This window comes from Streptomyces sp. NBC_01267 (genome assembly GCF_036241575.1).
Classification (GTDB): Bacteria; Actinomycetota; Actinomycetes; order Streptomycetales; family Streptomycetaceae; genus Streptomyces.
The window spans coordinates 1557918-1576142 of sequence record NZ_CP108455.1 but is presented as its reverse complement, the minus strand read 5'-3'; the positions used below and the strand labels follow the sequence as shown (position 1 = coordinate 1576142).

Sequence of the window (18225 nt, the reverse complement as noted above, 5' to 3'; positions counted from 1 at the left end):
GGGGCTGTACGGGACGCGTGGGGGATCCGGCCCGTACGGCCCCCGCCAGGGGGGTGCTGTCAGCCGACGGAGGTCAGCGCCTGGTCGAGCGCCTGGAGGAACCGGTTGGTGGTGGCCCGGTCGCGCACGGCCAGGCGCAGCCACCGGGGTCCGAGCCCCGGGAAGGTGTCACCCCGGCGAGCCGCGAAGCCGAGGCCGCGCAGCCGCTCCCGGACCTCGTCGGCCCGCTCCATCCGGACCAGCACGAAGGGGCCCTCGGCCGCCTCCACCGCCCGCACCTCGTCGAACTCCGCCAGCCCGGCCAGCAGATGAGCACGGTCCGCGGCGATCGCGTGCGCCGCGAGCGCGGCCTCGGCGAGCGCCGGGGCCGCGCTGCACGCCTCGGCGGCGGCGAGCGCCGGAGCCGAGACCGGCCACAACGGCTGGGCCCGTGCGAGCAGTTCGACGGTCTCCGGCTCGGCCAGCACGTAGCCGATCCGCAGCCCCGCCAGGCCCCAGGTCTTGGTGAGGCTGCGCAGCACGATCAGCCCCGGCACGTCCGTACGTCCCGCCAGCGACTCCCGTTCGTCGGGCACCGCGTCCATGAACGCCTCGTCCACCACCAGGGTCCGCCCGGGGGCGGCCAGCGAGGCGAGCGTCGCCGCCGGGTGCAGTACGGACGTGGGGTTGGTCGGATTTCCGGCCACCACCAGATCCGCGGCCTCCGGAACGGCCGCCGGATCGAGCCGGAAACCGTCCGCCTCGCGCAGCAGCACCCGCTCCACCCGGTGCCCGGCGGCGCGCAGCGCCGCCTCGGGTTCGGTGAACTGCGGGTGGACGACCACGGGTCTGGTCGCGGGCAGGGCGCGGGCGATCAGGACGAACGCCTCGGCGGCCCCCGCCGTCAGCAGGACCCGCTCCACCGGCAGCCCGTGCCGGGCGGCCACCGCCGCTCTGGCGGCCCGGCCGTCCGGGTAGGAGGCGAGGCCGGAGAGTGATCCGGCGATGTGTTCTCTGAGCCAGTCCGGGGGAGTGCCCGCCCTGACATTGACCGCGAGGTCGGTGAGGCCCCCGGGGCCCCCGGGACCGCAGTCCCGGACCTCGGCGTCCCCGTGGTGCCGCAGATCGTGTGCGTCAGTGTGTGTGCGCATGACTGCCATGGTGGTGATGGTCGTGCCCCTCGTCATCAGGGTGGAAGTGGGGCTGTTGTGGAAGTCCTACCTTGTCCTCGAATCCGGGCAGGGCGATCCGGTAGACGCAGGAGTCGCAGTTCATCCGCAGATCGCCTCCGACGGCCTCCCGGTACCGCTCCATGACCAGGTCCATCAGCTCCTCGGTGGGACCGATGACGGCCGCCGACCGCACCTCGGTGGCCGGGTGCGCGGCGTCCCACTCGCCGGTCTGCGCCAGCACCCGGTCCGGGAGTATCCCGGTGAAGAGGAAGTACGGCAGCACCACGACCTTCGCCGCCCCGAGCCGCACACAGCGGTCGAGACCCGAGGGCACGTCGGGCGCCGCGAGCGAGACGAAAGCGGTCTCCACCCCGGCGTACCCGCGTCCCTCCCACAGCAGCCGCGCCGCCTTGTGCACCTCGGCGTTGGCGTCCGGGTCGGTGGAGCCGCGGCCCACCAGCAGGACCGTCACGTCCGACCGTTCCCAGTCGCCGCGCGCCTCGTCGATGCGCCGCTCCAGCACCGACAGCAGACCGGGGTGCGGGCCCAGCGGGCGTCCGTAGGTGTACGAGATGCCGGGGTGGCGTTCCTTCTCGCGGGCGAGCGCGGCGGGGATGTCGCCCTTGGCGTGCCCGGCCGACACCAGCATCAGCGGGACGGCGGCGAAGCGCTTCACTCCTCGCTCGACGAGCTCCGTCACGGCGTCGCCGAGCGGCGGCGGCGACAGCTCGATGAACCCGCCGCCGACGACGAGTTCGGGGTGGCGCGCGCCCAGTTCCCTGACGAAGTCGCGGAAGGCATCGGCCCCCGCCTCGTCCCTGGTGCCGTGGCCGGCGATGAGCAGTGCGGGTGCGGGGGTGGTCACGCGATCTCCTTGTAGAGCAGGGCGTTGAGGGCGGCTGCCGCGACCGCGGACCCGCCCTTCTCGGAAACATTGCTGACGGCGGGCAGTCCACTGGCGCGCAGCGCGGCCTTGGACTCGGTGGCGCCGACGAAGCCGACGGGCAGACCGATCACGAGCGCCGGCGCCGCGTCGATGAGCAGCAGCTCTTCGAGTGCGGTGGGCGCGCAGCCGATCACCCAGATCGCCCCCGGGCCCACCTGTTCGTACGCGAGACGTACGGCGTGCGCGGAACGGGTCAGCCCCGGACCGGACACGGCCTCCTTCAGCCGGCACACGGTCTCGCGCTTCGTGATGCCCGCGGCGACCATCTGGACGTCGGCGACGACCGGGGCGCCCGCGTGCAGCGCGCGGTGGGCGGCAGCCAGGGACGCCTCGTCGCAGACCAGGTCGGTGGCGTACGCCAGGTCGGCCGCCGAGTGGATCACCCGCTCCACGACGGCCCGGGTGAACGGCCCGAGGTGCGAGGTGTCGAGGCGGGCCCGGAGCCTGCGGAACGACTCCTGTTCGATCGGATGGACGGACCGGGTCACCGTGCTGCCTCCGTCTGCCAGCGGTAACCCCGCGGGGTCACCATGCGGCCCGCGATCTCGCGCGCCGCGGTGTTGCCGACGACCACGACCGTCATCATGTCGACGGTCGCCGGGTCCAGTTCGGCCAGCGTCGTCAGCCTGCTGCTCCCGTCGGGGCGCGAGGCGTTCCGTACGACACCCACCGGCGTCGTCGGCGCGCGGTGCCCGGCGAGCACCGCCAGAGCCTTCGGGAGCTGCCAGTCGCGGCCCCTGCTGCGCGGGTTGTAGAAGGTGACGACGAGGTCGGCCTCGGCCGCCGCCCGCACCCGCCGCTCGATGACCTCCCACGGCGTGTGCAGGTCCGAGAGGCTGATCGAGACGTGGTCGTGCCCGAGCGGCGCGCCCAGGATCGCGGCGGCGGCGAGCGCCGCCGTGACCCCCGGCACCCCGACCACGTCGATGTCGTCGCTCGCCTCGGCCAGCGCGGGCGAGGCCATCGCGTACACCCCCGCGTCGCCGCTGCCGATCAGCGCGACGGCATGCCCGGAGCGCGCCTCGGCGACGGCCGTGCGGGCCCGCTCCTCCTCGGCGCCCAGCCCGGACTCCAGGACCCTGGTGCCCGGCCTGAGCAGATCGCGGATCTGGTCGACGTACTGGTCGAGCCCGACCAGCACCGAGGCCCGCCGCAGCTCGTCGCGGGCGCGTGGCGTCAGCAGGTCACGGGCGCCGGGACCGAGCCCGACGACGGCGAGCCGCCCGCGCGGCGCCCTGCGCGCCACCGCGCAGGTGGCCATCGCGGCCCGGCCCCCGGGCGCCGACTTCCGCTTCGGTACGAGCAGTTCGCCCCCACCGGCGAGCGCGGCGGCCTCGGCGACCGACGGCGTCCCGACGGCGGCCAGCGGCGCGCCCGACGGGTTGGGCACCTCGATCCCGGCGAGCACGTCCGCGGGGTGGGTACGGAGCGGCACACCCAGCCGCTCGGCCGCGCCGAGGATCCCGGGCTCGTCGGCCTTGGCGTCCACGGTCGCCAGCTCGGCGACGCTGAGCGGCGACAGACCGGCCTCCCGCAGGGTGTCCTCGATCAGCCCGAGCACCTCGCCGACGGACGCGCCCCTGGACGCACCGACGCCCACCACGAGCGAGGCGGGCCGCAACACCGCGTCGGCCGGGCCGAGTTCGACCGTCCGGTCGGTGACCAGGAGCGAGGCAGCGTCCGGGCCGTCGGTCGTCGCAGCCGACACGGTCGCGGCCGACACGTTCGACGGCAGCGCGGGCAGCGGCCACACCGCGTCCGCCCGCAGCGACACCGGCGAACCGTCCAGCACGGCGCGCGTCACCGCGGCCACCGCGCCCTCCACCGGGAGGCCCAGCGTGTCCAGCCCGGGTACGTCCGTGGCGTCCGTCGCCGTCGTCACCACCGGGGCGGCGCCCAGCACATCGGCGACCTCGGCCGCCAGCGCGTTCGCACCGCCCTCGTGCCCGCCCAGCAGGGACACCGCGAACCGCGAGCCCTCGTCGACGCAGACCACCCCGGGGTCGGTGGTCTTGTCCGCGAGCAGCGGGGCCACCAGACGGACGACAGCGCCCGTGGCGAGGAAGCACACCAGCTGCTCGCACTCGCCGAAGGCGCGCCGCACGGCCTCCCGCACCGGTCCCTGGTAGACCCGGGTGCGGCCGGGCCAGGCCGAGGCCAGCCGGTCACGCGCGACAGCGCCCGCCGCCGTGGCCGAGATGAGGCCGATCACTGAGTTGCTCCTTCGGTCGCCGATTCCGCGGGACGGTCGCCCCACAGCAGGAAGACGGGGTTGGTGGACGCCAGGCGGGTCACGTCGCCGGGCAGCGGCGCCAGCCGCGAGGAGTGCAGGAGTACGCCGTCGGGCGCGTACCCGGCGGCGGTCAGTGCCTCCCGCACGGCGGGCACCCGGTCCAGCGCGGCCAGCGCCACCACCACGGTGCGGCGCGCACGCCGGGCGCACGCCGTCACGACCGCGGGCAGATCACGGCCCCCGCCGCCGATGAACACACTGTCGGGGTCCGGGAGTCGGGACAGCACCGTCGGCGCGACCCCGTGCACCGCCCGCACGTCCACCTGGTGCAGGGCCGCGTTGGCCCGGATGCGCTCGATCCCGTCGAGGGTCTTCTCGACGGCGACCACCGCGGATCCCAGCCGCGCGCACTCCACGGCCACCGACCCCGACCCGGCCCCGATGTCCCACACCAGATCACCCGGGCGCGGACCCAGCCTGGCCAGCGCCAGCGCCCGCACCTCGAACTTGGTGATCATCGAGTCGCGGTGCACGAAGTCGCCCTCGTCCAGGGCCCAGCGGGCGGGCGCCGCCCGGCCACCGGACACCGTCAGCTGCCGGGGCGGGAGCGCCCGTGCCCGGTCCACGCAGAGCACCACGCTCACCGCGTCCGGCCAGTCCCTGGCGGCGGCCTCCTCGGGCGACAGCCACGCGACGGACTCGGCAGCCGGGTCACCGAGCGCGGAGGCCACCACGAGCGTGCGCGGGACGCCGGTCCGGGCCAGCGCGGCCCCGATCTCGGCGGGCCCGGCCCCCGGACCGGTCAGCACGGCCGTCTTCGGGTGCGCCAGACACACGTTCACCGCGGTCCGCAGCTCACGGCCGTGCGCGCTGACCACCACCGCGTCGTCCCAGGGCAGCCCGATCCGCGCGAAGGCGACCGCGACGGACGGGGCGCCAGGGCGCACATCAAGACATTTCGACCCGAAGCGCTCCGCCAGCACCCGCACGATCCCGAAGAAACCGGGGTCGCCGGAGGCCAGCACCACCACCCGGGCCGCGGGATCCGTACGGTGCTCCGCCACCTGGTCCAGCGCGGGCGCGAGCGGCCCCAGCACCACCGACTCCACCCCGGGCGGCAGCCCGGCCGCGGCCAGATGGCGCCGGGCGCCGACGACGAGCGTGGCACCGGCCAGCGCCTCCCCGGTGCCGGGGCCCGGGGGTGCGCCGGTGCCCGTACCGATCACGGTGATCACGGCGTGGCACCCTGCGCGCGGAGAGACCTGCGCGCCGCCGGATCGGCCTTGCGGAAGCCGTGGAAGTGCCCCGGGTGGTAGAGGTGCGAGCGGGTGCCCGACGCGGAGAGGGCCGGGCCCACCAGGAACAGCGTGTGCTTCCAGAGCTTGTGCTCCTTGACCGTGGCCTCCAGCGTCTCGATGGTGCAGCGCAGCACCAGCTCCTCCGGCCACGTCGCCTGGTAGGCGATGACGACCGGCGTCGACGTCGGATACCCGCCCTCCAGCAGCTCGGCGGTCAGCTGCCCGGAACGCGCCGCGGACAGGAAGACGGCCATCGTCGTGCCGTGCCGGGCGAACTCCCGCACCTCCTCGCCCGCGGGCATCGGCGTCTTGCCGCCGCCCAGCCGGGTGAGGATCACCGACTGCGCGACCTCCGGGATCGTCAGCTCGCGCTGTACCAGCGCGGCGACGGCGGAGAAGGCGGAGACCCCGGGCACGATCTCGACGTCGAGCCCCAGGGCCGTGCACCGGTCGAGCTGCTCCTGGGTGCCGCCCCACAGGGCCGGGTCGCCGGAGTGGATACGGGCGACCTTCAGACCGTCCCGCACCGCCCGCTCGTACACCGCGACGACGTCCTCCAGCGACATCGTCGCCGAGTCCAGGATCTCCGCGCCCGCGCGGGCGTGTTCCAGGACCTCGGCCTGCACCAGGCTCGCCGCCCAGATCACCACGTCGGCGTCGGCGATGGCCCGAGCGGCACGGAAGGTCAGCAGATCGGCGGCGCCGGGTCCGGCGCCGACGAAGGTCACCTTGCCGGGGGTGGCAGGGGCCATGGGATGGGGTCCTCTCGGATACGGGGTCACGGGATCACGCGTTGCCGCGCGGGATGGGGGTGCCATGGGCTAGCAAGGGCCCATGGCGGTCTTCGTTGCGTTCGGAGCGTTCCTGATGACGCTGGTCGGCGGCTGGACCGCGCAGCGCGTCACCGACCGGCGCCATCTCGTGCTGGGCCTGGCCGGTGGGCTGATGCTCGGCGTGGTCGGGCTCGACCTGCTGCCCGAGGCGCTGCACGCGGCGGGCGGGGAGATCTTCGGGGTGCCCGCGGCGCTGCTGCTGTTCGTCGCGGGGTTCCTCGTCGCCCACCTGGTGGAGCGGCTGCTCGCGGTGCGCCAGGCCGCGCACGGGGCGGGCGAGGAGCGGGTGCCCCAGGTGGGACTCACGGCCGCGTCGGCGATGGTCGGGCACAGCCTGATGGACGGCGTCGCCATCGGCGCGGCCTTCCAGGTGGGCGACGGCATGGGCGCGGCCGTGGCGATCGCCGTGGTCACCCACGACTTCGCCGACGGCTTCAACACGTACACCCTGACGAGCCTGTACGGGAACGCGCGCCGCAAGGCGGTCGCCATGCTCGTCGCGGACGCGCTGGCCCCCGTCGTGGGCGCCGCCTCCACCCTGCTGTTCACCCTTCCGGAGCAACCGCTCGGCTGCTATCTCGGCTTCTTCGGCGGCGTACTGCTCTATCTCGCCGCCGCCGAGATCCTCCCCGAGGCGCACCACGACCACCCGGCCCGCTCCACGCTGCTGTTCACCGTCGCGGGAGTGGCCTTCATCTGGCTGGTGGTGGGCGTCGCCGGCTGAGCCCGGACGGGGTGTCACAGCTTGCCGCCCCGCACACCGTCACGCCGGGCGGGCGCGATGAGGGTGGAGAGGTACGGCAGGGCGTCCCCGGCGCCGAGTTCGCTCGCGGGCCGGATCGATTCCCCGGGCAGCCCGAGCGCCGAACCCCACACCGCGTCCTCGGTCCGTCCGGACTCCCGCAGCGCGGTCGCCACCTCGGCGGCCAGCCGCCCGAACTTGTACGCCACGACCGTCCCCGGTCCCTCCAGCGCCTCCTTGAGCACAGCGGCCCCGGCGGTCACCGGGACCAGCGTCAGCGGCTCCGTGCCCTCGGTGAGGACGGCCCCGCTGCGCGCGGCCAGATCCTGCATGGCGGTGATCCCGGGCACCGTCTCGACGACCAGCCCCGGCACGGCGACGGTCTGCGCGAGGTAGGTGAACGTCGAGTACACATTGGGGTCGCCGATCGTCGCGAAGGCGACCGTCCCGTGCGCGGCGAGCAGCTCGGCGACCCGCTGCCCCGCGGCGTCCCAGGCGGCCTCGCGGCGCCCCCGGTCGGTGCGCTCGTTGAGCGCGAACACGACCCGTACGACCTTGTCCGCGCCGACGTAGTGCAGCACGGTGGCCTCGGCGCGGCCCCGCTCACCCGTGTCCATCACCGGAACGACGACGACATCGGCCTCCCGCAGGGCGCGGACTCCCTTGACGGTCACCAGTTCCGGATCGCCGGGTCCGACCCCGACCCCGATCAGCTTGCTCATTCCGTGCACCTCTCCGTGAATCTCCGGGCGATGGTGGGCTGCGCCGCCCAGTGCGTGTGCAGATAGCTCGCGTGCACACCCCGCTGTACGAACCCCTCGACGCGGCGCTCCGGCTGGTGCACACCCCAGGCGGGCGAAGCACCGGCGCCCGGCTCCAGCACCGTGCGGTGGAACTCGTGGCCGCGCAGCCGGGTCCCGGCCCGCGCGAGCGAACTGTCCGAGACGGCCACCGCGTCGCGGTAGCCGAGCGTGAGCTTCTCCGACATACGCGCCTCCGCGTCCAGCACCCCGCACATCGGCCGTCCGTCCAGAGAGCGCGCGAGGTACAGCAGCCCGGCGCACTCGGCGGCCACGGGCGCGCCGGAGCGCGCCAGCTCGGACACGGCCCTGCGGAGCGGCTCGTTGGCGGACAGCTCGGGGGCGTACACCTCGGGGAAGCCCCCGCCGATGACCAGCCCGCGGGTGCCCTCCGGGAGCCGCTCGTCGTGCAGCGGGTCGAAGGGGACGACCTCCGCGCCCGCCGCGGTGAGGAGCTCCGCGTGCTCGGCGTACGAGAACGTGAAGGCGGACCCACCGGCGACGGCGACCACCGGGCGGCCCCGGCCCACGGGCCCGGCCGACGCCCGCGGCTCCCCGAGGGCGCCCGCCGGGTCCCACGCGTCCGCGACCGGCGACGGCGCACTGCGCGCCAGCGCCAGCAGCGCCTCCAGGTCGCACCCCGCACGCACCTGCGCGGCCAGCGCGGCGACCGCGGCCACCGCGTCGGGCCGCCGCTCCGCGACCGGGACCAGCCCCAGGTGGCGGGACGGCGTCTCCACCTGCCCGGCGCGCCGCAGGGCACCGAGCACCGGTACCCCCGACTCGTCCAGCGCCTCCCGCAGCATCGCCTCGTGCCGCGCCGAGCCCACCTTGTTGAGAATCACCCCGCCGATGCGCACCTCCGGGTCCCAGGAGGCGAAGCCGTGCACCAGCGCGGCCACCGACCGCGACTGCGACGACGCGTCCACGACCAGCACCACCGGTGCCCGCAGCACCTTCGCGACCTGGGCCGTCGACGCCAGTTCACCCTGCCCGGCGGCGCCGTCGTACAGCCCCATCACGCCTTCGACCACGGCGAGATCGGCGCCCGCCGCGCCGTGCGCGAAGAGCGGCGCGATCAGCTCCGTACCGCAGAGGTACGCGTCGAGATTGCGGCCCGGACGCCCGGTGGCGAGCGCGTGGTACCCCGGGTCGATGTAGTCCGGCCCGGCCTTGTGCGGCGACACCACGAGCCCACGCTCCGCGAACGCGGCCATCAGCCCCGTGGCGACCGTGGTCTTGCCGCTGCCCGAAGCGGGCGCCGCGATGACGATTCTTGCTACCACTCGATGCCCCGCTGGCCCTTCTGCCCCGCGTCCATCGGATGCTTGACCTTGGACATGTCGGTGACCAGATCGGCGAACCCGACCAGTGCTTCGGGGGCGTTGCGCCCGGTGATCACGACGTGCTGGGTCCCCGGCCGGTCACGCAGCACGGAGACCACCTCGTCGGTGTCCACCCAGCCCCAGTGCATGGGGTACGCGAACTCGTCCAGCACGTACAGCTGGTACGTCTCCGCGGCCAGATCGCGCTTGACCTGCTCCCAGCCCTCCCGGGCCGCTTCCTCGCTGTCCTCGATGGACCGCTGGACCCAGGACCAGCCCTCGCCCATCTTGTGCCAGGCGACCGTCCCGCCCTCGCCGCTGGCACCGAGCACCCGCAGCGCGCGCTCCTCGCCGACCTTCCACTTCGCCGACTTCACGAACTGGAAGACCCCGATCGGCCAGCCCTGATTCCAGCCGCGCAGCGCGAGCCCGAAGGCCGCGGTCGACTTCCCCTTGCCCACACCCGTGTGCACCACGGTCAGCGGCCGGTTGCGCCGCTGCCGGGTGGTGAGCCCGTCGTCGGGCACCGTGGTCGGCTGTCCCTGCGGCATTACGCGGCCCTCCTCGAACTGGTCTGTACGTCCTTCACGAGCCCGGCGATGCTCTCGGCCCGCAACTCGTCCAACGTCACGGCGCTGCCGCCGAGATGACGTGCGAGATCCCCGGCGAGCCCCAGCCGTACCGGACCCGACTCGCAGTCCACGACGACGGACGCGATACCCGTCGCCTCGTGCAGCCGTGCGGCACGGGCGGCCAGCGCCACCGGCTCGGGTCCGCCGGTGGCGCGCCCGTCCGTGACGACCACCAGCAGCGGACGGCGCGAGGGATCCCGCATCCGCTCCACCCGCAGGACGTCATGGGCCTTGAGCAGCCCGGCGGCCACCGGGGTCCTGCCCCCGGTCGGCAGCGTCTCCAAGCGGGCCGCCGCCGCGTCCACGGACGACGTGGGCGGCAGCGCGACATCGGCCTCCTTGCCGCGGAAGGTCACCAGCCCCACCTTGTCCCGCCGCTGGTAGGCGTCGAGCAGCAGCGAGAGCACCGCGCCCTTCACCGCGCTCATCCGCTGCCGGGCGGCCATCGACCCGGAGGCGTCCACCACGAACAGCACGAGGTTCCCCTCCCGCCCCTCCCGCGTGGCCTGCCGCAGATCGTCCCGGCGCAGCACCAGCCCGCGACCGGACCGCCCGCGGGCCCGCTGGTGCGGCGCGGCGGCCTGCACCGTCGCCGCCAGGTGCAGCTTGGTGAGCGCCCCTTGAGGCCGCCGGGCCCCGGTCGTCCTGCCGTGCTCGGTCCGCGCCCGGGACCGGCGCCCGGCCGCGCCCTCGCCCAGTCCGGGCACGCTCAGCATCTTCGTACGGAACGGCTCGGCGGCGCCCACGGGCTGCTGCTCACCGCCACCGGAGGACTGCGCCCGTCCCGGTTCCTGCTCCCGGTCCTGCCCCTGTCCCTGTCCCTGCTCGGGCACGGACGGTGCGGACGTGTCGCCCGACTCGCCCTCCGGCTGCGGCGGCGTGCCGGGCCCGTCGCCCTGCGGGGGCCGGCCGCCGCCACCGGGGCCGTCCGGGTCCGGATCGCCGTCCTCGCCGCTGTTCTGCTCCAGCGTGTCGTCGAGCTTGTCCTCGTCCAGCCCCGGCGCGTCGAAGGGATTGCGCCGCCGCCGGTGGGGGAGCGCGAGCAGGGCGGCCTGCCGTACGTCCTCGGCCAGGACATCCGTCCGGCCCGCCCAGGCGGCCAGCGCGGTGGCCGTCCGCGCCATCACGATGTCCGCGCGCATCCCGTCGACCTCGAACGCCGCACAGGTGGCCGCGATCTGCCGCAACGCCCCGTCTCCGAGGCGTACTTCGGGCAGCAGCGCACGCGCGGCCGTGATCCGCGCCCGCAACGCGCCCTCCTCGTCGGCCCACCGGGCGGCGAACCCGGCCGGGTCGTCGTCGTACGCGAGCCGCCGTCGCACCACCTCGACCCGCAGATCGGTCTCACGGGAGGCCGCGACCTCCACGGTCAGCCCGAACCGGTCGAGCAACTGAGGCCGCAGTTCGCCCTCTTCGGGGTTCATCGTCCCGACGAGCAGGAACCGCGCGGCATGCCGTACGGACACTCCCTCGCGCTCGACGTACGAGGCGCCCATCGCAGCGGCGTCCAGCAGGAGGTCGACCAGGTGGTCGTGGAGGAGATTGACCTCGTCCACGTACAGGATCCCGCGGTGCGCGTCGGCGAGCAGCCCCGGCTCGAAGGCCTTCACGCCCTCGGCGAGCGCCCGCTCGATGTCGAGGGCGCCGACGAGCCGGTCCTCGGACGCGCCGACGGGCAGCTCCACGGTCCGCGCGGCTCGCGACACGCCGGGCCCGGTCTCGTGCGGGCCGTCCGGGCACGCCGGATCGGGCGACGCCGGGTCGCAGGAGAACCGGCACCCGGGGACGACGGACACCTCCGGCACGAGCGCGGCCAGCGCGCGCACGGCGGTGGACTTCGCGGTGCCCTTCTCGCCGCGCACCAGCACCCCGCCGACGGCGGGGGAGACGGCGTTGAGCAACAGTCCGAGCCGCAGATCGTCCTGTCCGACGATGGCGGTGAAGGGGTACGGCGTACTCACAAGACCTCCTTGACGAGGGAGCAACCAAGCCCCTCCGGCGATTGAGGAGCGGGGTCCGGGACGGAGCCCCGGTTCAGGGAAGGGGCGGGCCGGGAGAGAACGCCCGCCGCGGGCGCCACGCGACGCCCGCTCACTCGTCCCCCTCCAGATCGCCTTCGAGCTCCAGGTACGTCGCCCGCAGCCGCTCCAGCGTCCCGGCGTCCGGCTCCGCCCACAGCCCGCGCTCGGCCGCCTCCAGCAACCGCTCCGAAATCCCGCGCAGCGCCCAGGGGTTGGACTTCTGCATGAACTCCCGGTTCTCCGGGTCGAACACGTACTCGGCCGACAGCTTCTCGTACATCCAGTCGTCGACGACCCCCGCCGTGGCGTCGTACCCGAAGAGGTAGTCCACGGTCGCGGCCATCTCGAAGGCGCCCTTGTAGCCGTGCCGCCGCATGGCCGCCATCCAGCGCGGGTTCACCACCCGCGCGCGGAAGACCCGGTGCGTCTCCTCGCCGAGGGTCCGCGTCTTCACCTGGTCCGGCGTGGCGCTGTCGCCGACGTACGCCTCGGGGCTCTCGCCGGTCAGATGCCGGACCATGGCCACCATGCCGCCGTGGTACTGGAAGTAGTCGTCGGCGTCCATCAGGTCGTGCTCACGGGTGTCGACATTTTTCGCCGCCACCGCGATCCGCCGGAACGCCGTCTCCATGTCCCCGCGCGCCGCCCGCCCGTCGAGCCCGCGCCCGTACGCGTAACCGCCCCAGACCGCGTACACCTCGGCCAGGTCCGCGTCGGACCGCCAGTTGCGGGCGTCGATCAGCGGCAGCAGCCCCGCTCCGTACGCGCCCGGCTTCGAGCCGAAGATGCGGGCCGTGGCCCGCCGCCGGTCGCCGTGTTCGGCGGTGTCCTCGTCCGCGTGCGCCCGTACGTAGTTGGCCCCGGCCGGTTCGTCCAGCTCCGCCACCGCGCGTACCGCGTCGTCGATCAGCCCCACCACATGGGGGAACGCGTCCCGGAAGAACCCGGAGATCCGGACCGTGACATCGATCCGGGGCCGCCCCAGCTCCTCGGCGGGCACGATCTCGAACCCGGTCACCCGGCGCGACGCGTCGTCCCAGACCGGACGGCAGCCCAGCAGCGCCAGGATCTCGGCGATGTCGTCGCCCTGGGTGCGCATCGCCGACGTGCCCCAGACCGTCAGGCCCACCGACTTCGGGTAGTCGCCGGTGTCCTGGAGGTAGCGGGCGATCAGCGAGTCCGCCAGCGCCTGCCCGACGTCCCAGGACAGCCTGGACGGGATCGCCTTCGGGTCGACGGAGTAGAAGTTGCGGCCGGTCGGCAGCACGTTGACCAGACCGCGGGTCGGCGATCCGGACGGACCGGCCGGGACGAAGCCGCCGTTCAGGGCCAGCAGGATGTTGCCGATCTCGTCGGTCGTCCGCGCCAGCCGGGGCACCACCTCGTCGCAGGCGAACGCCAGCACGGCCACGGCCGACGGGAGTCCGGTGCCCAGCACCTCGCCCACCAGGGCCGGGACGGCCGCCGGGTCCCAGCCGCGCGCCTCCATGCCCTCGGCGAGCCGTCGGCACACCTGCTCCAGCAGGTCGATCGCGTCGGCCCCGGTCCTGGCCGGACCCTCCACCAGCGCGGTCAGCTCGGCGGGCACCTTCACCGCGGCGCCCGGCTCGCCCAGCAGCTCCTTCTCCGCCAGCCCGAAGTGCTCGGCGAGCGCCGCCCGCAGACCCGGCAGCGCGTGCGCCGTACCGCCCCAGACCTGTGACGCCCGCAGCACCGCCAGCACCAGATTGACCCGGGCCTCGGACTCGGGACCGCCACCCAGGATGTGCAGACCGTCGCGGATCTGCACATCCTTGATCTCGCAGAGATAGCCGTCGACATGCATCACGAACGAGTCGAAGTCGTCGTCGTCCGGCTGCTCGTCGAGATGCAGGTCGTGGTGGAGCTCGGCCGCCTTCACCAGCGTCCAGATCTGCGCCCGCACGGTCGGCGCCTTCGCCGGGTCGAGATCGCTGACCATCGCGTACTCGTCGAGCAGCTGCTCCAGCTTGGCCAGGTCCCCGTAGGTGTCGGCGCGCGCCATCGGCGGCACCAGATGGTCCACCACCGTCGCATGGCCCCGCCGCTTGGCCTGGGTGCCCTCGCCCGGGTCGTTGACGATGAACGGGTAGATCAGCGGCAGCTCGCCGAGCACCGCGTCGGGGCCGCACTCCGCGGAGAGCCCGAGGCCCTTGCCGGGCAGCCACTCCATGGTGCCGTGCTTGCCCATGTGGACGATCGCGTCCGCGCCGAAGCCGCTCTCCGAAGCGGCGGTCTCCAGCCAGCGGTACGCCGCCATGTAGTGGTGCGACGGCGGCATGTCCGGGTCGTGGTAGATCGCGATCGGGTTCTCGCCGAAGCCGCGCGGCGGCTGGATCATCACCACCACGTTGCCGAACTGCAGGGACGCCAGCACGATGTCGTCCCCGTCGACGTACAGCTCGCCCGGCGGCTCGCCCCAGTGCTCCAGCATGCTGTCGCGGATGCCGGGCTCCAGCTTGTCGAACCACCGCCGGTAGTCGGCGAGCGGCACCCGCGCGGGCGCCGCTGCCAGCTGCTCCTCGGTGAGCCATTCCACGTCGTGGCCACCGGCGTTGATGAGGCGGTGGATCAGCTCGTCGCCGTTGTCCGGATGACCGTCGACCGCGTACCCGGCGTCGCGCAGCGCGTCGAGCACCCGGATCGCCGAGGCGGGGGTGTCCAGGCCCACCGCGTTGCCGACCCGTGAGTGCTTCGTCGGGTACGCGGTGAAGACGACGGCGAGCTTCTTGTCCGGGTTCGGCTTGTGCTTCAACTGCGCGTGCCGTACGGCGATTCCGGCGACCCGCGCGGCCCGCTCGGGGTCGGCGACGTACACCGGCACATCGCCCTCGCCCTGCTCCTTGAAGGAGAACGGGACCGTGATCAGCCGGCCGTCGAACTCCGGGATCGCCACCTGCATCGCCGCGTCCATGGGGGAGACGGCGGCGTCCGACGCCTCCCAGACGGCGCGCGACGACGTCAGGCACAGCCCCTGGAGGACCGGCACGTTCAGATCGGCCAGCGCCCCGATGTCCCAGGCCTCGTCGTCCCCGCCCGCCGACGCGTCGGACGCACGGGTACCGCCTGCGGCGAGCACGGTCGCGACCAGCGCGTCGGCCCGGCCGAGCAACTCGTACAGCCCGGCGTCGGCGCTCCGCAGCGAACCGCAGTACACCGGGAGGGCGTTGGCGCCCCGCTCCTCGATCCGGTCGCACAGCACGTCCACGAAGGAGGTGTTGCCCGACAGCTCGTGCGCCCGGTAGAAGAGCACCCCGACGGACGGCCTGCCGTCCACCCACGCGCGGTCGCCGTGCAGCCCCCACTCCGGCATCTTCCGGGGTTCGGCGCTGCGCCTGGCCCGCTCCTCCCCGGCGCGGACGCTGGCCGCGGGCAGCACGTCCTCGGTCAGGAACGTGGCCAGCTCCGTGAGGTTCCCCGGCCCGCCCTCGACGAGGTACTGGAGCGCCTCGGCCACGGCGCCCGCGTGCAGGGTGGACTCGGCCATCAGCTCCGCGTCCGGCACGGACTCGCCGCCGAGCAGCACGGTGGGTATCCCCGAAGCGCGCAGCACATCGAGACCGTCCTCCCAGGCGCGTCTGCCGCCCAGCAGCCGTACGACGGCCACCGAGGCGCCGTCGATCAGCGCGGGCAGCTCGGTGGCGGCGTCGACCCGGGTCGGATTCCCGGTCCGGTACGGCGCGTCGGAGGCTCGGGCCGCCAGCAGGTCCGTATCGGCGGTGGACAGCAACAGCACGGTGCTCATGGCGCTCCAGGTGCGATGAAGGGAAGTCCTGACGGTGCGCCCGATTCGATGAGCGCGAGAAGCCGGTCGGTGTCCGCGTGTTCTTCGATGAGGTCGCCGAGCCGGTCGAGCTGCTCCTCCCGGAGCATGCCGAAGCTGGTGTCGGGCGCCGGGACGAAGCGGCGGCCCGCCGCGCTCGCGACCTCGCGCAGGAACGCGCGGCGGAAGCCGTCGCTCTCCAGCGAGCCGTGCCAGTGGGTGCCCCAGACGGAGCCGACCCGGCAGCCGTCCAGGAAGGGGACGCCGTCGGTCACGTCGGCGACGCCGTGATGGATCTCGTACCCCTCGACGCGCTCGCCGAGGGCCTCGCCGACGGGCCGCGCCAGGGTCTTCTCGGCGGCGAACCGTACGCGCACGGGCAGCAGCCCGAGCCCGTCCACCGACCCGGCGCGCGATTCGATCTCGTCCTCGATGTGCTCGCCGAGCAGCTGGAAACCGCCGCAGATGCCCAGCACGGGACGGCCTTCCGCCGCCCGCCGGGCCAGCGCCGCCGCGAGCCCGCGCTCGCGCAGCCACTCCAGCGCCCGCACGGTGCCACGGGTGCCCGGCACGATCACCAGGTCCGCGTCGACGAGCTCCTCGGCCCGGTCCACGAACCGCACGACGACCCCGGGCTCGGCGGCCAGCGCGTCGACATCGGTGAAGTTGGACATCAGCGGTACGGCGCACACGGCGACCCGCAGGACGTCCGGTCCGTACGGCTCGGCGACGGCCGACTCCCGTACGGCGCCCCGCATCGAGACGTGCAGCCCGTCCTCCTCGTCGATGCCGAGGCCGTGCGCGAACGGGAGCACCCCGTACGTACGCCGCCCGGTGAGCCCCTGCAGCATGTCGATGCCGGGGCGCAGGAGGGACACGTCGCCGCGGAACTTGTTGACGATGTACCCGGCTATCAGCTCCTGGTCCTCGGCGCTGAGCAGCGCGGTCGTGCCGAAGAAGGAGGCGAAGACGCCACCGCGGTCGATGTCGCCCACCACCACCACCGGGAACCGCGCGGCCCGCGCGATGCCCATGTTGACGATGTCCGTCCGGCGCAGATTGATCTCGGCAGGACTGCCGGCCCCCTCACAGATCACCGCGTCATACGTGCCCCGAAGTTGTGCCAGACAGTCCGTGACGGTGCCCAGCAGGGCTTCCCGCCCCCCGCCGTACGCGGATTTCCCGCCGGACGCGTCGCCGAAGAACCCGCGGGCGCTCATCTCGCCCACCGGTCTGCCCAGCAGCACGACCTGGCTCGACCGGTCGCTCCCCGGCTTGAGGAGCACCGGGTTCATCAGCGCGGTGGGTTCCACCCGCGCCGCCTGCGCCTGCATCGCCTGCGCCCGGCCGATCTCCGCGCCCTCGCGGGTGACGAACGAATTCAGCGACATGTTCTGCGCCTTGAAGGGCGCGACCTTCACCCCCCGGCGCACCAGCCACCGGCAGATCCCGGCCGTGACCACGCTCTTCCCGGCATCCGACGTGGTTCCGGCGACCAGCACTCCGCCACTCATCCGCGCACCTTCCTCACCAGGAGAGCCGTCGCGAGCGCCAGTACGGAGACCCGCCGGGACAGCCGTACCGCGCGCTCGATGTCGTCCACGCCGACGGGCCGGCCGCCGCCGTTGAGCACGGCCCGGTGCTCGACCCGGCCGCCGTACGAGAGGGTGCCACCGAGCCGTACGCCCAGCGCCCCCGCGAACGAGGCCTCCACCGGACCGGCGTTGGGGCTGGGGTGCTTCGCCGCGTCGGCGCGCCAGGCCCGCACGGCACCGCGCGGGTCCGGGCCGGCCAGCGTCGCGAGGACAGCGGTCAGCAGGGCTCCCGGCCGGCCCGCCACGTCGTCGAGCCGGGCCGAGGCCCAGCCGTACCGCAGATACCGGGGCGAGCGGTGGCCGACCATTGCGTCCAGTGTGTTCACCGCCCGGAACCCGGCCAGACCGGGCACCCCGGCCAGCGCCCCCCACACCAGCGCGCCCACCACGGCGTCGGAGGTGTTCTCGGCGACGGACTCGACGACCGCGCGGGCCATCTGCTGTCCGTCGAGCGCCTGCGGATCACGCCCGCACAGATGCGGCAGCCGCTCCCTGGCCGCTTCGAGTTCGCCCGAGGCCAGCGCGTCGCCGACCGCCCGCGCCTCCCGGCCCAGCGAGGTACCGCCGACGACGGCCCAGGTGGTGACGGCGGTCAGGGCGATGCCCGCGGCGGCCCGGCCGCGCACGGCACGCCGGGCCAGCAGGGCGGCGCCCACCACGCCTCCGGCGCACACCACGGTGTGCAGCGCCCCGCGTCCGCGGTGGTCGCGCCACAGCCGGCGCTCCACGGCAGCCGCGGCCCGTCCGAAGGCGGCCACCGGGTGTCCGCGCCGCGGATCGCCGACGATCAGGTCTGCTACGAGGCCGGTGGTGGCGCCGTACACGAATACACGCTCGGCACGCATCGGGTCAGCAGGCCGATACGCCT

At 74.2% G+C, this 18225-nt stretch carries 14 protein-coding genes; 1 reads left to right on the top strand and 13 read right to left on the bottom strand.

Going from position 1 to position 18225, the window contains the following annotated elements; genetic code table 11:
* Positions 1 to 59 precede the first annotated feature (59 nt).
* From cobC to cobM, 6 genes are read right to left on the bottom strand one after another with little or no spacing between them, the layout of a single operon-like run.
* Positions 60 to 1130 (bottom strand): Rv2231c family pyridoxal phosphate-dependent protein CobC, encoded by a 1071-nt coding sequence (gene cobC, locus OG709_RS07310; RefSeq protein ID WP_308409503.1) that lies wholly within the window; start codon positions 1128 to 1130, stop codon positions 60 to 62.
* Positions 1114 to 2016, bottom strand: a complete 903-nt coding sequence (locus OG709_RS07305) for a sirohydrochlorin chelatase (RefSeq protein ID WP_250303922.1) — start codon at positions 2014 to 2016, stop codon at positions 1114 to 1116. The genes cobC and OG709_RS07305 overlap by 17 nt, the downstream gene beginning before the upstream one ends.
* A complete protein-coding gene (locus tag OG709_RS07300) occupies positions 2013 to 2585 on the bottom strand; it encodes a precorrin-8X methylmutase (protein ID WP_250303923.1) in 573 nt (190 codons plus the stop codon). Before OG709_RS07300 ends, OG709_RS07305 begins: the two co-directional genes overlap by 4 nt.
* Positions 2582 to 4309, bottom strand: a complete 1728-nt coding sequence (cobJ, locus tag OG709_RS07295; RefSeq protein ID WP_329165303.1) for a precorrin-3B C(17)-methyltransferase — start codon at positions 4307 to 4309, stop codon at positions 2582 to 2584. The genes OG709_RS07300 and cobJ overlap by 4 nt, the downstream gene beginning before the upstream one ends.
* Positions 4306 to 5565, bottom strand: a complete 1260-nt coding sequence (cbiE, locus tag OG709_RS07290) for a precorrin-6y C5,15-methyltransferase (decarboxylating) subunit CbiE (RefSeq protein WP_326695111.1) — start codon at positions 5563 to 5565, stop codon at positions 4306 to 4308. The genes cobJ and cbiE overlap by 4 nt, the downstream gene beginning before the upstream one ends.
* Positions 5562 to 6380 (bottom strand): precorrin-4 C(11)-methyltransferase, encoded by an 819-nt coding sequence (gene cobM / locus OG709_RS07285; RefSeq protein WP_250303926.1) that lies wholly within the window; start codon positions 6378 to 6380, stop codon positions 5562 to 5564. The genes cbiE and cobM overlap by 4 nt, the downstream gene beginning before the upstream one ends.
* A gap of 82 nt (positions 6381 to 6462) precedes the next feature.
* Here cobM and OG709_RS07280 point away from each other — a divergent pair, with 82 nt between their 5' ends.
* Positions 6463 to 7185: a ZIP family metal transporter gene (locus OG709_RS07280; RefSeq protein WP_250303928.1), complete on the top strand. Its 723-nt coding sequence runs from the start codon at positions 6463 to 6465 to the stop codon at positions 7183 to 7185.
* Positions 7186 to 7199: 14 nt separating this feature from the next.
* On the opposite strand, the gene cobI is transcribed toward OG709_RS07280, so the two are convergent.
* The 7 genes from cobI to OG709_RS07245 all read right to left on the bottom strand — a co-directional run bounded on the left by cobI (position 7200) and on the right by OG709_RS07245 (position 18202).
* Complete coding sequence (gene cobI, locus OG709_RS07275; protein ID WP_250303930.1) at positions 7200 to 7925, bottom strand: precorrin-2 C(20)-methyltransferase; 726 nt, start codon at positions 7923 to 7925, stop codon at positions 7200 to 7202.
* Positions 7922 to 9289, bottom strand: coding sequence for a cobyrinate a,c-diamide synthase (locus tag OG709_RS07270; protein ID WP_266643735.1), 1368 nt, complete (start codon positions 9287 to 9289; stop codon positions 7922 to 7924). Before OG709_RS07270 ends, cobI begins: the two co-directional genes overlap by 4 nt.
* Positions 9283 to 9879 carry a cob(I)yrinic acid a,c-diamide adenosyltransferase gene (cobO, locus tag OG709_RS07265; protein WP_250303934.1) on the bottom strand — a complete coding sequence of 199 codons (597 nt, stop codon included), beginning with the start codon at positions 9877 to 9879 and terminating at the stop codon, positions 9283 to 9285. Before cobO ends, OG709_RS07270 begins: the two co-directional genes overlap by 7 nt.
* A complete protein-coding gene (locus OG709_RS07260; protein ID WP_329165297.1) occupies positions 9879 to 11921 on the bottom strand; it encodes a putative cobaltochelatase in 2043 nt (680 codons plus the stop codon). Before OG709_RS07260 ends, cobO begins: the two co-directional genes overlap by 1 nt.
* Before the next feature lie 130 nt (positions 11922 to 12051).
* Positions 12052 to 15744 (bottom strand): cobaltochelatase subunit CobN, encoded by a 3693-nt coding sequence (gene cobN, locus OG709_RS07255; protein WP_329165295.1) that lies wholly within the window; start codon positions 15742 to 15744, stop codon positions 12052 to 12054.
* Positions 15741 to 17276, bottom strand: coding sequence for a cobyric acid synthase (locus OG709_RS07250; RefSeq protein ID WP_329165293.1), 1536 nt, complete (start codon positions 17274 to 17276; stop codon positions 15741 to 15743). The genes cobN and OG709_RS07250 overlap by 4 nt, the downstream gene beginning before the upstream one ends.
* Positions 17273 to 18202 carry a cobalamin biosynthesis protein gene (locus OG709_RS07245; RefSeq protein WP_329165292.1) on the bottom strand — a complete coding sequence of 310 codons (930 nt, stop codon included), beginning with the start codon at positions 18200 to 18202 and terminating at the stop codon, positions 17273 to 17275. The genes OG709_RS07250 and OG709_RS07245 overlap by 4 nt, the downstream gene beginning before the upstream one ends.
* Positions 18203 to 18225 lie beyond the last annotated feature (23 nt).